Genomic DNA, 15710 nt, shown 5'->3' with positions numbered 1-15710 from the left:
GGAACCGCTGCTGCTTGCGCTTCCCCTTGCTTCGGGCTACGCAGGCGGCCCTCCGCTGGGGAAGACGCAGGAGAGCCCTGTTGCTGTTTGTTCCGTTGCAATTCCTGCATCGTCCTGCGGACGTGTTTGGAAGTGGCTTGTGCTTTTGCCTTCTTTTTCTGAAAAGCAGCCTAAAATGCCATAGGCGGAAAAGCTCCCATCCTAACTTATGAGGGGCTGGGGGTAGTTATTTCACTCCACGCGTCATTTCTCTTTTGCCTGGAGGGCCGGGCAGCGCCTCTACGGTAAAGCCGGCGGCTTTCAAGCTGCGTTTGAAGCTGCCTTTGGCGCAATAGGTGACCAGAGTGCCGCCGGGCGCGAGGCAATCGTACATTTTCTGGAAGATGGCATCGGTCCAGAGGTGGGGTTGTTTTTCTGGGGCGAAGGCATCAAAGTAGATGAGGTCGTAGCTTTCTGGGGTTGGGGCGAAGGCTTCTAAGTCTGTCTCCAGTTTGCGGAGGGTGAAGTGGGGAGTGATGGAAACGGGTTGCTCCCAGGGGGCCTCGTGCAACGGTTTGAAAAAGTCGAGCAGTTCTGGGTTGAGGATGAAACGGTCAAACTGTAGCTGCGCGACTACCTGGGGCGTGAGCGGGTATTTCTCCAAAGTGTCGTAGTGAACATCGGCTCCGGAAACTAGGGTGTGTTGCAAGGTGAGCAGGGCATTGAGGCCGGTCCCGAAACCGACTTCCAGCAGTCGAACGGTGGGCTGGCGTTCCAGCGTGGCTTCCAGTCCCATTTTGATGAATACGTGCAAAGATTCCTGCAACGCCCCGTGTACCGAGTGGTAGTGTTCATTCAGTTCCTGCACAAAAAGGGTGGTGGAGCCGTCCTTCGTTTGTCTTACTTCAAGATTCATGAGCGGAAATTAAGCATCCTAATTGAATTAAAAAGTAGGAATGAAGAATTAGGAATGGGGAGCATCTGTTTCAAGCTCTTTTTTAGAAAACACGCTGGAAGTGGAAGATGGAAATAGGCCCATAATTCTGGTAGTAGATGAAATCTTCATCAAATAATTTACCCCTGCCGTGAGTGGGCACAGCTATTTTGAATCTAGTTTCCTGAAACAAGCGCTAAAACAGAAAAGCGCCTTTTACAGAAAGGCGCGTAAAAAGTAGCGTAGACAATGGCAAACAGGAAACTAAGATGGTGGCAATTCTTAGTTCAACATCAGTCTATGTAGCCTTCAAATTCAATACTGGACACCTTGCCTTTAGCCAGGTAGAACCGGAGCCAGGAGGTGCGTTCCCAGTCACAAACTTCAATGACGTTTTTCTGCTCTTTGATGAACAGTTTATAGTCCAGCAGTTTTTGCAGCAACTCCTGACGAGGACAACCTACTTTGATGCCGTTTTTCAAGGCCAGGTTCGGACTTTTGATGTCGGCGTAGGAAAGCAGGAAGCGCTTGGTGTAGATGGGGTAGTACAGCTCCACAGTGCTGGAGTCAAAGTTGAGCTGAAAAAGGGTGTCTATGTAGCGGGCCTTGTGCTGGTTGGTGACGGTGTCTTTCAGCACCTGAAATTTGGTATGGATCTGAGCCGCATAGTGCTGTAAGACCGGTTCCTCCACGGGTAGGAAAGGGTTGTTAATGAACGCGGCCGCTTTAACCACCTCAGGATGTTCCTGCGCTAGCAATTGCAGTTGTTCATAAAACGCCTCCATGCGGGCAAAGTTGTTGAAATTTGGGGCGTATGTTTTCTTGGGAGAAATAGATTTAGGTCTAACCGCGGCTCTGGCTACCCGCGGACTGTCAGGTTCCTGATTTACTTGACAGCCACCATGCGCCCAATAAGGGAGCAAATACAAAAGCACCAACAGCCGCCACATACCCAAAGGAGAATTAAAAGAAAAAAGTCAGAATGGTGTTCTGTATACGTAGAAATCCCTTACTAAGCTACATGCTAGCCCCACATTTTAGCAAATTTAATTTAGAATCGATGTCCGGTTGAGTTCCATTAAGATACAGAATTATTCCTGCTGCTGCAACAAAAATCAGCAAAAATACCAGACTCTTAACTATTACTTGAAGGTAGGTAATAGGTTGATAGTGAGCTAGCTAACTTGTGTTTTAATTTAGAGGTATCTCTGGGGAAAGGACTCCAAAGCTACTTTCTAAAACGGCCTTCTGCGGGTGGACGGCCAGCCATTTGGGCATCAGTAGATTCTTCGTGGGGCACTTCCCGCACTTCAATCCTAACGGAATTATGGTTTGGGGTAACCGGTTGACCGTAGGCATCGGCGTACTCCTGGGTTATTTCGGCCCCGAAGAAAATGATGAGTGAAGAATAGTACACCCATGACAAGAGAATGACCATTGACCCGGCAGCACCGTAAGAACTATTGAAGTCGCTCTGCCCCAGGTACCAGCCAATGAGGTATTTCCCCAGCAGAAAGAGGAAAGCCGTCACCAAGGCACCTACCCACACATCGCGCCAGCGAATGATGGCATCTGGCAGGTATTTGAAAATGAGGGCAAAAAGCAGTGTGATAAAGCCCAGGGAAACTACCACGTCCAGAATGTAGATGAACACCACTGCAATGCCGGGCAGCAGGCGCTGCATGTAGTCCGTCAGGACACCTATGATGGCGCTTACCACCAAACTCACCAGCAGCAAAAAGGAAATACTGAGAATCATGCCGAAGGACAGGATGCGGTCCATGACCAGTTTCAAAATGCCGTTCTTGGGCTTGGTCTGCAGGTTCCAGACATTGTTCAAAGACTCCTGCAAAGTCACAAAGATGGTAGTACCTGCAAAAAAAAGCGTGCCAATGCCTATCCAGGTAGCCAGCGGACTGGGGCCTTCCAGGTGCAGTTTGGTAATCATGGACTGTATTTCGGCGGCAGCTTCAGCCCCCACCAATCCTCGTATCTGACCGTACAACTGTCCGCTGACGGCTTCTTCGCCAAAAAAATAACCGGCAGAGCGCACCACAATGAACAAAAGCGGTGGTAGCGAGAAAATAGTGTTGTAGGAGAGGGCCGCGGCCAGCCTAAGAGAGTTGTTTTTCATGAACTCCGAGGCGGAATTCGTGATAAGAGCTAAAATACCTTTCGTTGTATATTTGGCCATTCGGGTAGATTCAGATATTGTATGTATTGAAACTACGGGAGAAAAGCGCAATTGTTGAATTTCAGGTTTGATGAATGATTGGGAGATTGAATGAATGAGAGAATGGGGCAAATGAAATCATTCTCTCATTCATTCAATCTCTCACTGAAAAGAAAGCGTGAGTTGCCCCGAGGCCAGGAAACGGGTTTGTACACCGGTAGCGGTTATGTACAACGTGTCTGGGTCAATGGTGAAGTTGGAGCCGCGCAAAAGAAAACGTTCCTGCAGTTTGTTCTCTTTCAGGCCGGTTTGCAGGGCTTCGCGCAAGGCCGTCAGGTGACTTTTAACCGGAACCGTCATCTGCTTTTCCAGTTCTGCCCTAAAGCGGTTCTGGAGGAGCCATTGGGCGGTGTTCACTAGTTGGTCGCGGGTTTGCAGGGTGTATTCCAGATTCTGTACCTTAATGCTTTGGGTAGCGGCGTCATAGAACGGCGTGCCCTGCAACAACACTTTCCCGCTGAACTTCTTGGTGAGGAAAGCCGCTTTGGTCTGGCCACTTACGTCTAGGGCCAGCAGCAACTTGGTGCCTTTTCCGCTGATGGTAAGGTCATGGATGGTGAGTTGGTGCTTGCCTTCTTCAAAGCGGAAGTTCTGGCCTTTGACTTCTTTCTGCAGTACCTGCGTGAGGTAGGTATAGGAAATATCACTGGCAATGTTGAGTTGCGCCACAGGCGGAAGCGCACGGGTAGGGGTGTAATTGGGCAGCGCCGCCAGTTTGGTTTGGTTAGGCTTTTGCCCCGAGAGCACGTTGATAAAGGCGTCTATCCCTACTTGCAGGCTCAGTTGGTTTTGCTGAAGTTCCAGCGGGGTAAGCCGAACGGCCTGCGGTTCAATGGAAAGCCAAGTGTTGTATTGTTCACTAAGCTGAAGCGGTTCCTGCAGTTGTTTCCACGCCAAATTTAAGTAGGTGGGCAGCGGAATGCGCTTTTGCAGTTCCTGGTCTAATTGCAGCAGCATGGGAGCAATCTGCGCTTTCAGCTTAGATTCTATAAAAGGAGCCAGATTCAGGTTGAATGGGCCTAAAGAGAGCGTGGGCTTCCGGTTGCCCCAGGCGAAATCTCCGTTGGTGTAGCTTTTCAAGGTATAATTAGGCTGAAGCTGCAGGCGACTCTCGGTACGCACGGTCACCTCAAACTCCGTTTCCTCAGTCTTCTGTAGTTTTTTACACAGCTCGCAGGCATTCCACTGCCATCGGCCTTTGGCCCAGATTCTAAGCGGAACCTCCATGGATAACTTGCTGAACTCGGCCTTCAGTTTCATAGGACCGGCTTTGGTGACTTTGACCATAAGGTCATCGTCCTGCAGGTTATCGTCCTGGTAAATAACGCCGGTCAGTTCCTGGTTCAGGATTTCCTCTAGAGCCGTAACCGGAACGGAAATGGGCAAAGTAATGGTAGAAAGCTGAGGCGCTGGCAGCGGTTGGGGAGCCACCGTAGTAACCTCTGGTTCAGTAGCCTTCAGGGAGGTGGACTTCTGGCAACCGGCGGCAAGGCTCAGGCAAAACAGTATAGAAACGTAAAAAGGAAGAGAATGCCCTCGCATACTGTGGGTAAATTGGTGGTTACAGAAGCAGAAAGCAAATTTAAGCCCGTTTTATGAAAATAGTGCTAAAACAGGCTACCCTTTGGCCGTAAGAAGTTGGTCCAGAAACTCGCGCACCTCTTCTTCAGAAGATAACAAGGCGCAGGCCCGCAGGGTGGCTTTGTAATAAATGGCAAAGAAAGGCGTGCCGGTTAGCTTTACCTCCTTGCTAGACACCGGGTTTTCAGCGGCATCCATCTGCAGGAAGGTAATGTCTTTGTACATGGGATCATCTGAAAACTGTTTGAACGAAGGAGCCAGTGCTTTACAGATCAGGCAGTCTTCGTCTATGAATTTGACAATTACGCGCTCTTTGGCGAAGATGATGGAGCGTAGTTCAGTATCTGAGGAGGTATGAATAGCCATTGGAAAAGTATGTTTCTACCTGAAAAGTAACGGAGAATACCGCCATAGGTTAAAGAAGATGCCCATTAACCCCAAAACAGACGTTTACTCTTTCTGGAGCAGCCACTCTTTTTTGGAAATGGACGCCTGTTCTAGCGCCGAAGACAATTCGTGGTCTGAGGAGAACTGTAGTTGGGCAAGGCAGCGGGCTTCTACATGTAAAGCCACCTGCTTTTCCTGAAAAGGCCACGGCGAAACCTGCACCGTTCCGGTTTTCAGTTGGGTTACCTCATACCGTATCTGGTCTGGCCCGTTGCTTATCTCCAGCGCACGCTCCATCTCGGGCAGTTCGTTCCGGCAGAGAATAAGCGAAAAGCGGTCGCACCACTGCATGAAATCATACGCGTATTGGGCCTGCGCTTTGTTGATCTTTAGGCTGTGCCGCCACTTCTTCTGGGAGGCAAGTTGCTCGTCCAGAAAGTCGTCCCACAATTTTTTCTGGCCGCGTAGTTCCTCGTACAGAAAAGAGAGGTGCATGCTGGTGAGCAGACTACGCCACCGCCCTTGGAAATAAGCTTCCCGCATCACCTGCTGGGCCTGTTCCAAAGAGAAAGGCAACTGCGTAAAATTGGCGGGGGCACCGGCCGGGGTAAGGGCATATTTGCCGGTTACGTCCCGCTGGCCGTCATCATGCTGCGCAATAGCCGCTAACGTTTGCAGAAAGTGAAGTGGCCTTTTTTCTGTCTGCCACGCAAAGCCAATCTCGGCGGCCAACAAGGCGTGCGCCTGCTGGTAAATAATCTCCCAGCCTCTCTCATGTGGGTTTACAATCATTGCTTTTTTCTGCCGTGGGCGGTCATCTGCTAAAGAATAGAAAAGTGTACGGCTACCGCCGAAGATTGGCGTTCTGTTTAGCCCTTGTTTTCTGAAAAATAGCCTAAGAGCATGTTTGAATTTCTCTTTTGCGCTACAAAAGACCATAGCAAGAACCTGCGAAAGCGTTTTCGCCAGCAAACCAGAAATTTAAACATGCTCTAAAAAGCAGAACCCCGACCGTTCCTGAGAACCACCGGGGTTTGACTAAATTCCTATTATTGACTCCTAATTGTTTATTCTCTTCAAGTGCAGCAGCATGTCATCGGTCATGGTGTGCAGGTCGTACTGCGGGTTCCAGCCCCAATCCTGGCGGGCGGCTAGATCATTGATGCTCTGTGGCCAGGAATCTGCTATCTGCTGGCGGCTGTCTGGGGCGTACGTGATGGAGAAATCTGGGTAATGGCGCTGAATGCTGGCGGCAATCTCTTGGGGCGTAAAGCTCATGGCCGCCAGGTTATAAGACGACCGTACTTTCACCTGCTCTATGGGCGCATGCATCAAATCCAGGGTGGCTTTGAGGGCGTCTGGCATGTACATCATGGGCAAGCGGGTGTTCTCACTCAGGAAACATTTGTAGGTGCCGGTAGCCAGCGCCTGGTGGTAGATATCCACGGCATAGTCGGTGGTGCCGCCGCCGGGCAGGGCTTTATATCCAATCAATCCTGGGTACCGAAGGCTGCGCACGTCCAAGCCGTATTTCTGGAAGTAGTACTCGCACCACCGTTCACCGGCCTGCTTACTGATGCCGTACACCGTGTTAGGGTCCATGATGGTATTCTGCGGCGTGTTCTCGCGCGGCGTGTTCGGCCCGAAAACGGCAATGGAAGAAGGCCAGTACACTCTCTCCACCTTCTGCTCCAGCGCGAAATCCAGCACATTGAACAACCCGTCCATGTTCAGGCGCCACGCAAATTTGGGGTTTTTCTCGCCAGTAGCGGAGAGGATGGCGGCCAAATGGTAGATCTGCTTGAATTTGTAGCGCGTTGCCAGTTCTGTGAGGTGCTGCGGGGTGAGCACGTCCACAATCTCAAAAGGACCGCTCTCGCGTAAATCGGCTTGCTTGGGATATTGAATGTCAGCGGCCACCACATTGGCATCGCCGTACATCTTTCTTAGTTCAAGGGTGAGTTCAGAGCCTAACTGTCCGCAGGCGCCTATCACTAGAATGGCATTTTTTTGTTTTGTCATGCTGGTACTGAATAGGAAAACAAATGTACGTTATTCTCTTGGGTCTCAAAAGTATGGTGGGGCGGCGGGCTTTTGTATCTTTGGCAAAAGAAGCCGGCCCAGCCGTTCCTTCTGTGTACTTCTTTTTGAGGCAATGAGATTACAGCTCTTATTTTTTGCATGGCTTTGCATTTTTACCGGTGGTTGTGCCAAAACACCACGTGTGGGAACTTCTGTGCCGTCAACGCAAGAGCCATTTGAAATAAGAACAGAGGAGTTGGCATTGTATGACTACAGCAGGGACAGGGCAGTTCCTGTGTTGCTGTATCACGCACTGGCCCAGACAAACGCTTCAGCCAAAAGAAAATTAGCCATCCTGAACCACGGGTATGGTGGCAAGAACTCGGCGTATTCGTTTATTGCCCATCATCTGGTGGCGCAGGGATATATGGTAGCAAGTATCCAGCATGAATTACCCAGTGACCCACCCATGCCCCTCACGGGAAATGTTTATGACGTAAGAATGCCACACTGGCAGCGGGGCGTGCAGAATATTCTTTTTGTGCTGCAGGAGCTGAAGAAGACAAGACCAGCAGTAGATGTTGACCAGCTTCTTTTAATAGGGCATTCTAACGGAGGGGACATGGTTATGCTTTTCGCGCAGCAGTACCCGGCGCAGGTGCAGAAGATTATCTCCCTGGACAATCGTCGGGTGCCTCTGCCAAGAGCTTCTAGGCCGCAAGTGCTTACGCTAAGGTCAAGCGACCAGCTAGCAGATGCAGGGGTTCTACCCACACCAACTGAACAAGCGACCTTCGGGACAGTAGTGATAAACCTGCCTGCTACCATTCATAATGACATGTGGAATGGCGCTACGGCCCAACAGAAAGAAGAGATGCTTCACCATATTTCGCAGTTCCTGCGAAAGTAGAGAGTAAGACAGGCGGTTATCGGCTAGTTTTTCGTAAATCAAGCCTAAACTGAGAATGTAAACCAGAAATAAGCAACAGATCATACTATGTACGAAACCTTAAAACCAGATTTAGAGCAGCAGTTAGCCGAAATCAAAGCCAACGGCTTATATAAAAGCGAGCGCGTGATCACTACACCGCAGCACGCCGAAATCATGACCCAGCAGACCGGCGAGGTCCTGAACTTCTGCGCGAACAATTACCTAGGCCTTTCCTCACACCCGGCCGTGTTGGAAGCAGCCAAACGCACCTTGGATACCCACGGTTACGGCATGAGTTCAGTACGGTTTATCTGCGGTACCCAGGACATCCACAAGCAACTGGAGCAGAAACTGGCCGAGTTTCTGGGCACCGAAGACACCATTCTGTACGCAGCAGCCTTTGACGCGAACGGCGGCGTGTTTGAACCCCTGTTTGATGAGCAAAGCGCGATTATCTCTGATGCCCTGAACCACGCGTCCATTATTGACGGCATTAGGTTATGCAAAGCGCAGCGCTACCGCTACGAGCACAACAACATGGCAGACCTGGAAGCCAAACTTCAGGAAAGCCAAGGTGCCAAGCACCGCATCATTGTCACCGACGGTTCTTTCTCCATGGATGGCACCATTGCCCAACTGGACAAAATCTGTGACTTGGCAGACCAGTACAGAGCCTTGGTATTGGTAGATGAATCCCACTCCAGCGGTTTCATTGGCAAAACCGGCCGCGGTACCCACGAGTACCACAACGTGATGGGCCGCGTAGACATTATCACGGGTACGTTGGGCAAAGCCTTGGGCGGCGCTATGGGCGGTTTCACCACCGGCCGGAAAGAGATCATTGACATGCTGCGTCAGCGTTCGCGCCCTTATTTGTTCTCTAACTCCCTGGCTCCGGCTATTGTGGGTGGTTCGCTGGCGGTATTGGAACTGTTGAGTTCTACCACTGAACTGCGCGACCGCCTGGAGTGGAACACCAACTACTTCAGAGAGAAAATGACGGCTGCCGGGTTTGACATTAGGCCGGGCGTACACCCCATTGTGCCGGTAATGCTGTATGAAGCCACGTTAGCCCAGGAGTTTGCGGCCAAAATGCTGGAGAAAGGTATCTATGTGATTGGGTTCTATTACCCGGTGGTAGCCAAAGGCGCAGCCCGCATCAGGGTACAGCTTTCCGCCGACCACACCCAGGAACATCTGGACAAAGCCATCCAAGCCTTCACCGAAGTAGGCAGAGAATTAGGTGTTTTAAAAGGATAGTTATAAACCACTCAATGCTAGAAAAGAAGAGGCTTGCCAATTAGATATTGGCAAGCCTCTTTCGCTTTTAATAGGTTGTTTCTGAGCCACTAAATAATGGTAAGTAAGCTACCAGGTAATCCTAACTAAGCGACTAACGAAGTAGTGAATTGAATTAGTCACCAAAATGAATTGAATGTGCTTTCTTCCATAAGAATGGGGAAATTTAAGTAAGTAGTAAATTATTTTTCCGCTTAAAACTTCTTGCAAAGTACAATGTTGAAGGAAATAATTATATTTTTATTAGTGCCCTATTTCCTGTTCACCTAGGTTATTGTATGTAGGAACATGAAAGAATGTGTGGGCTTTTTGCTTCACGCCTCTTGCAGCTTTGTTGGGTATAGTTAGTTATGAGAAGGAATCTCTCCGCTGTTATTTTAATAGGAATGGAAAGCAAATACGAGTAAAAGCTATTCTGTATCAAAATTGAATTTCAGGATCATTACTAAGCCTATAATTGGTTAAATCATACCTGATTTCTTGCCTGTACTAGGTAAAAGGGCAGTAATAGCCTTAATAATCATAAATAAGTCAGACCCAAATAATTTTGGATTGCATACATGAAGCAGGACGAAGACACCTGCTGAGGTAGTATTTCTTCATGCAGGTAGCAAATAGACCTTAAGCCGGGAGATTGTTTTGGCTGTGGCAACCTCCGGTAAGGAGAGGAGAATCCCTTTAGGCTGGAAGCTAAGCAAACGTAGTAGAAGCAAGGAGAAGGATAGGCAAAAGGCCCCAGGCAGCTTCTTGTAGATAGTTTCTTTTTCTCAAAATAAATCTAAAACGTCTTGAAAGCAGGTACTATACTAGGCTTTGAGGACGTTTACATTGTGTAGAAAATAGGTTGTCAGCAAAGTAATGATTCCCTACTTTTGCCCGGCACTCCTTAGAAAAACCTGTTCTTTTCTTTCAGGGGAAACAAAATGGCACCACCTGTAGTAACAGGAATGCGCATGTCCAGTATAGGGGACCTATACTGGAGCAGAAGAAAACAACGTTGAAAGTGGTCCCGCGAACAAGCTAAATGAAAGTGTTCTTAAAATATAGCAGAAGTACTTCCCCTGGGTTCCCCACAGCATGTAATAGTGAGCTATTCCCTGCCTCTTCTCCCCAAGAAACCCCTGTCATATTTACCGCTTTCTCCTGTTTATTTCCCCTGTGTATATAAGTGAAAAATATATTGAGAAAAGATACAGACAAATTAAATAAAAAGATGCAAACAGATAAAAAGCAAGAACAACATGCAGGATAAGTTAGTGAGAATTGGCGTCTTCTATGATGGTAATTATTTCCTGCAGGTAAGCAATTATTACGCCTACGGCCATCAGCGTAAGCGCAGGATAAGCATTTCGGGCCTTCATGAGTTTATCAGAGACCAAGTAGCCGAAGAAGAAAACGTGGATGCCCGCTTCTGCCGGATTGTGGATGCCCATTATTTCAGGGGCCGTCTCAATGCGTATGAAGCCAGCCAGCGTGGCGATACCCTATACTGGGACCGCGTGTTTGATGACATTCTGATGTCTGAAGGCGTGACTACCCATTATCTGCCGGTACGGACTACGCCTGAAGGCTACAAGCAAGAACGCGGCATAGACGTTTGGTTGGCCCTTGAGGCCTTTGAACAAGCCTTTTACAAGCGATTTGATGTGTTGGTGCTGATTTCCTCAGACGGAGATTATGTACCCATGGTGCGTAAGGTGAATACCTTGGGTACGCGCGTAATGGCCTTAACCTGGGAGTTTGAGTACACTACAGACAATGGCCAGCGCATGACCACGCGCCCGTCACAGGATCTGCTGGCCGAGGTAACGTACCCTATGGCTATGCACGGTATTATTGACCAGCGTATAGCTCGCAATGATGCCGCCATTCAGCGTTTATTCGTGCAGCCAGACCACAAGCGAAGCACTACCGTGGTGCAGGAGGAACATTATGATGACGATGCTCTGGTAGAAGGGCACGGCGAGGGGGAAATCATGAGCCTGAAAAACGGGTACGGTTTCATTAAATTCCCGCCAAACAACCTGTTCTTCCACTTCACCAACGTGCTGGACACTGACTTCAATGAACTGCGCGTGGGCGACCGCGTGGAGTTTGAGATTGAGAAGGACGATGAAGGCAATGACGTGGCCAAAAGCGTAAAGCTCCTCTAACAGCCTGACTACCTGTTCTAGAAGCGCCTCTGCCAAGCAGCCTGACTAACTGCCTGCGCAGAACTCCATCAATAGCCTGACTACCTGTTGCCGGAGAACGCTTGAAAGCCAAAAATGCAACTGAAACAGAAAAAGGGGAGCCGTACAGGCTCCCCTTTTTTCATGGAAATTGGGCTAGGTTTCCTAAACAGCCTAAGTTTCCTACAGCGGAGACAAAGCCTTGGTTTGGTCTATGAACAGGAAGGCATCATACCTTTTAGGCAAAATGGTTGGCACGTAATTCCCTCTTTCCGCAGCAGGATTGTAAGAGACGCCAATGGCTCTGTGGCCCCGGCTCTGCATGGCCGCCGGAATGTCCTGTAGTTCGCGCATCAGCAGCAACTTGTTCTCTGGGCTGTGCCGGTGCAGGATCTCTTCCCAACTGTTGACCATAGCGGCCGGAACATTCATGACCCTGGTGGCTTCGCCCCAGGCATTAGCGGCAATTACCTGGCCTTGGTAAGTGCCAAACCCCACCAGATACACGCCTTTCTGGGCATGTTGCTCGCGCAGTAACTGACCCACGTTTACCATGCCAGAAGCTGCCATGTCTGTGTAGCGGGCGTCGCCTACGTGGGTATTGTGGGCCCAGACAATAATTTTAGCGCCATTTCCTCTGTGTGCTACCAGCCGGTTCACCGTTTCCTGCATGTGCCGGTCCCGCACGTTCCAGGAAGTGACATCACTTCTGATCATCTGGTAATAATACCGTTCGGCGTTCACGGCCACCAACGCGTTTTGCTCGGCATTAAAAGCGGCTTCGTCATTGGCTGGTTGTCTTGTCCGGTGCGCTTGTACGGCCTCCAGCAGCGTTTGAAGTTGCGCGGCGCATGAAGTTCCCTGGCTGGTGGCTTGGGCGTATAATTGCTCGTCTCGGTTGTAAGGAGCCAGGCAAGACTGCGCATTTCGGGCTAACTGCGCAATAGTTGGGTCTGCCTGTTCCATGTACATACGTACCGCTTCCAATGATTCCCAGAGGCTATACACATCCATACCATAGAAGCCTACTTTCTGGTTTTGCGGCAGGGCTTGGTTGTGTTGCCGGAGCCACTCAGAGAAAGTGGCTACCTCCTGGTTAGACCACATCCAGGTAGGCCACCGCTGGAACGACCGAACGGCCTGCTGGGCGGTTCCGCTGCCCTGGCCCTGAATGTACTGGTTCAACGAATAGGCAAATGGCCAATCTCCTTCCACCGTAATCAGGTTAAATCCTTTCTCCTGGATGAGCCTTTTAGAGATTTCGGCCCGCCAGGTATAGAACTCAGACGTGCCGTGTGAGGCTTCCCCAATCAATACATACTGGCTGTTGCCTATTTCATTCACCAGCAGGTCCAGGTCGTCGGTATTCTGCAAAGGGTACACTCCCTTGGTAAGAAAGTCTGTTTCCTGCTGCATCTGGTCCAGTTCGTCTTCATCAGAGGAACAGGAATAGAACCAACCGCTGAATACCAGCATCCATAATACACTTATCTTTCTCATGCCTTTCCCTTCTTAAGCTTATAGATTGTTTGGTAACAGGAAGAGTGATAAACCTAAGCTTCTTACATATTCCTGAAGTATGCTTTAACGGATAGCTGAGAACGGGGTAACTTGAATTTGTACGGGTTTTTGTGGGTGCAAATACCAGAAAGCAGTAAGCTCTATTGCGGTGAAGCGTATTGAGATTGTTTAATTTTAATTTGGTTACGGAAGCCTTGGGATTATGCAGTCCCAGAGCTGGCAACCCCTGTAACAGGTGCATTGGGCGGAGGTAGTATTTCCGCCAGCGGCGGAAGCCAGTAGGGTGTGCCGTACTTGGGATTCAGAACTAGTTTGTTGCGCATGTCATCTAACGGGCTTTCTTCGTGCAGCTTGTGGAGCAGGTGCCAGGTAGCCGTGGCATCTGGCAAAGCCCGGTGCCATCTGGTAAGCGGAACACCGTAGACCTTACACATATCGGGTAGATTCCGCGGAGACGGTTGGCGCAACCGGCAAACCGATAAGGTGTCCAGGAACGGATGTTGCACCGGTCCCAATTTCAGGCGGCGGTAGGTGCTGTACAGAAAACCCAAGTCAAACGGAGCATTATGCGCGACCACCGTACTGTCACCAATGAACTCCTTCAGGATAGTGAAGGCGGTGCGTTCCTCCATAGCATTGGCTAAATCTTGCTGCGTGATGCCGGTAATCTCCGTGATTTTGGGGGGCAACTCGCCTTTCAACTGCACCAGCGTATGGAACCGGCCGGTAATTTGCCTGTGAGCGCTTTTCACGGCGGCAATCTCTATCACCCGGCCTTTGCTGCCACTTACCCCGGTGGTTTCAAAATCAATAGCCGTCACATTGCTGAGAATGGGCGTGAGTTGCGGGAAAAGCGGAAGGAAGGGAGCGTCTGGCATGGAAAAAATGAGTAGCTTGTAGTCCTATACGCAAGAACGGAAATCTGTTTTCTCGCCTGTTTTCAGAAAGTAGACGCAAAACAGTTTGGGCGCAGGGTGGTTGTAAGCGTAGTTCAGAAAAAGAAAAATAACAAGCGTGAGTAATACTCAATATGATGCAGTAGTAGTGGGCTCCGGGCCTAATGGGTTGTCGGCGGCTATTCTGTTGCGGCAGGCGGGGTTGGAGGTGCTGTTGATGGAGGGGAAAGACCAATTGGGTGGCGGCTTGCGCTCCCAGGAATTAACCCTGCCGAGCTTTGTGCATGACGTGTGCTCGGCCATCCATCCCTTAGCAGCCGGATCGCCCTTTTTCAAGACACTTCCGCTGCAGGAACACGGGCTGGAATTTCTGTATCCCGAAGTATCGGCAGCGCACCCCTTTGACAACGGCCGGGCGGCAACCTTGACCATGTCCTTAAGCGAAACGGCCCGAGGCTTGGGAGCAGACGAGCAGGCGTACCTGAACCTGATGCAGCCGCTGGTGAAAAGCTGGCCTGGTTTGGCGCCCGATGTTCTGGGGCCCTTGCGTATTCCCAAACACCCCCTAGACATGGCGGCTTTCGGCCTGAATGCCCTCACCTCCGCCACTTTCCTAGCCGACCGGTTCAAGACGCAGGAAGCAAGGGGTTTGTGGGCCGGTATGGCCGCGCACTCCATTCAGCCCTTGTCTAATCTCACTACTTCGGCCATTGGCCTGGTCTTGATGGCGGTGGGGCATTTGCAGGGCTGGCCGGTGCCTAAAGGTGGTTCCCAGCAAATTGCCAACGCCCTGGTGTCTTACTTCACTAGCCTGGGTGGAAAAATTGAAACCGGACGCTATATTACTTCTTTGGCGCAACTGCCTTCGCACAAAGCACTGTTGCTGGATGTAACGCCCAAGCAGTTATTAGAAATGGCTGGTGAAAAACTGTCACCGCTTTACCGGAGCCAACTGCAACGCTACCGCTACGGCATGGGCGTGTTCAAGATAGATTGGGCACTGGACGGTCCCATTCCGTTTACTGCCCCGGAATGCCGCCAAGCCGGAACGGTCCATCTAGGAAACACGCTGGAAGAAATTGCCGCCTCTGAACGAGAGTCCGCGAGCGGAGGACACCCGCAGAAACCATTTGTGCTCCTTGCCCAGCAAAGCCTCTTTGATGCTACCCGTGCCCCCCAGGGGAAACACACTGCCTGGGCCTATTGCCACGTACCCAACGGTTCTACCGTAGACATGACCGAGGCCATTGAACGGCAGGTAGAGCGTTTCGCGCCCGGTTTCCGGGATTTGATCCTGAAACGCCATACCATGAACACCGCGCAGATGCAGGCCCATAACCCCAACTACATAGGCGGCGACATCAACGGCGGCATTATTGACATGTGGCAGTTGTACACGCGCCCGGTAGTCACGTTGTCGCCTTACCAGACCTCGGCAAAGGGAATTTATATCTGTTCTTCGTCAACTCCGCCGGGCGGAGGCGTGCACGGCATGTGCGGTTTCCACGCCGCCCGCCGGGCGCTGAAAGATGTCTTCCATCTGACGGCCCCAACGCTGAAATAAGAAATATTCAGTACCAGATAGGGGTACAGGCAAGAAGAGCGGTCTTATTAACTCATGAAGGGAAAAAGTCCACCGGAAGCACCTAGTGCGGAAGGTGGGCTTTATTCTTTAGTAGCAGTACTGGGGAAAGGAATGCTAACCTGAAGCAGACTTCGCTCGCGTCCCGCGAGTGTGAGCTACTTTCGGCCTCTG

13 protein-coding genes are annotated in these 15710 nt (G+C 50.5%); 4 read left to right on the top strand and 9 right to left on the bottom strand.

Translation table 11 applies throughout. The annotated features are described in order from the left end of the window. Positions 1–226 precede the first annotated feature (226 nt). From mnmC2 to ACY0JR_RS03895, 7 genes are all read right to left on the bottom strand, one after another. Complete coding sequence (gene mnmC2, locus ACY0JR_RS03925) at positions 227–895, bottom strand: tRNA (5-methylaminomethyl-2-thiouridine)(34)-methyltransferase MnmC2 (RefSeq protein WP_462632579.1); 669 nt, start codon at positions 893–895, stop codon at positions 227–229. A 311-nt stretch (positions 896–1206) separates the two neighbouring features. After that, complete coding sequence (locus ACY0JR_RS03920; RefSeq protein ID WP_462632578.1) at positions 1207–1698, bottom strand: hypothetical protein; 492 nt, start codon at positions 1696–1698, stop codon at positions 1207–1209. 443 nt (positions 1699–2141) lie between these two features. Then, complete coding sequence (locus ACY0JR_RS03915; RefSeq protein WP_462632576.1) at positions 2142–3047, bottom strand: YihY/virulence factor BrkB family protein; 906 nt, start codon at positions 3045–3047, stop codon at positions 2142–2144. Between the two features lie 201 nt (positions 3048–3248). Continuing rightward, entirely contained in the window at positions 3249–4688 is a 1440-nt protein-coding gene (locus ACY0JR_RS03910) for a DUF4403 family protein (RefSeq protein WP_462632575.1), read from the bottom strand. A gap of 75 nt (positions 4689–4763) precedes the next feature. Next, positions 4764–5093: a thioredoxin family protein gene (locus tag ACY0JR_RS03905; protein ID WP_462632574.1), complete on the bottom strand. Its 330-nt coding sequence runs from the start codon at positions 5091–5093 to the stop codon at positions 4764–4766. Positions 5094–5177: 84 nt separating this feature from the next. After that, entirely contained in the window at positions 5178–5906 is a 729-nt protein-coding gene (locus ACY0JR_RS03900) for a DUF3891 family protein (protein WP_462632573.1), read from the bottom strand. A 267-nt stretch (positions 5907–6173) separates the two neighbouring features. Next, the gene (locus tag ACY0JR_RS03895) at positions 6174–7136 is read right to left on the bottom strand and encodes an NAD-dependent epimerase/dehydratase family protein (protein ID WP_462632572.1); all 963 of its coding nucleotides are present in this window, start codon (positions 7134–7136) and stop codon (positions 6174–6176) included. 214 nt (positions 7137–7350) lie between these two features. Here ACY0JR_RS03895 and ACY0JR_RS03890 point away from each other — a divergent pair, with 214 nt between their 5' ends. From ACY0JR_RS03890 to ACY0JR_RS03880, 3 genes are all read left to right on the top strand, one after another. Further along, entirely contained in the window at positions 7351–8046 is a 696-nt protein-coding gene (locus tag ACY0JR_RS03890; protein WP_462632571.1) for a serine aminopeptidase domain-containing protein, read from the top strand. 87 nt (positions 8047–8133) lie between these two features. Beyond that, a complete protein-coding gene (kbl, locus tag ACY0JR_RS03885; RefSeq protein ID WP_462632570.1) occupies positions 8134–9327 on the top strand; it encodes a glycine C-acetyltransferase in 1194 nt (397 codons plus the stop codon). 1280 nt (positions 9328–10607) lie between these two features. Further along, positions 10608–11519: an NYN domain-containing protein gene (locus tag ACY0JR_RS03880; protein ID WP_462632568.1), complete on the top strand. Its 912-nt coding sequence runs from the start codon at positions 10608–10610 to the stop codon at positions 11517–11519. 201 nt (positions 11520–11720) lie between these two features. Here the strand turns inward: ACY0JR_RS03880 and ACY0JR_RS03875 are convergent, their stop codons facing one another. Further along, positions 11721–13037, bottom strand: a complete 1317-nt coding sequence (locus tag ACY0JR_RS03875; protein ID WP_462632567.1) for an erythromycin esterase family protein — start codon at positions 13035–13037, stop codon at positions 11721–11723. Between the two features lie 221 nt (positions 13038–13258). Next, on the bottom strand, positions 13259–13936 hold the full coding sequence (locus tag ACY0JR_RS03870; RefSeq protein ID WP_462632566.1) for a 3'-5' exonuclease: 678 nt from the start codon (positions 13934–13936) through the stop codon (positions 13259–13261). Between the two features lie 136 nt (positions 13937–14072). On the opposite strand from ACY0JR_RS03870, the gene ACY0JR_RS03865 reads away from it, so the two are divergent. Continuing rightward, complete coding sequence (locus ACY0JR_RS03865; RefSeq protein WP_462632565.1) at positions 14073–15518, top strand: phytoene desaturase family protein; 1446 nt, start codon at positions 14073–14075, stop codon at positions 15516–15518. Positions 15519–15710 lie beyond the last annotated feature (192 nt).

Source organism: Rufibacter sp. JT3400010 (assembly GCF_054956755.1).
The sequence above is the reverse complement of the archived record's forward strand: the minus strand, read 5'-3'. Positions and strand labels throughout refer to the sequence as shown.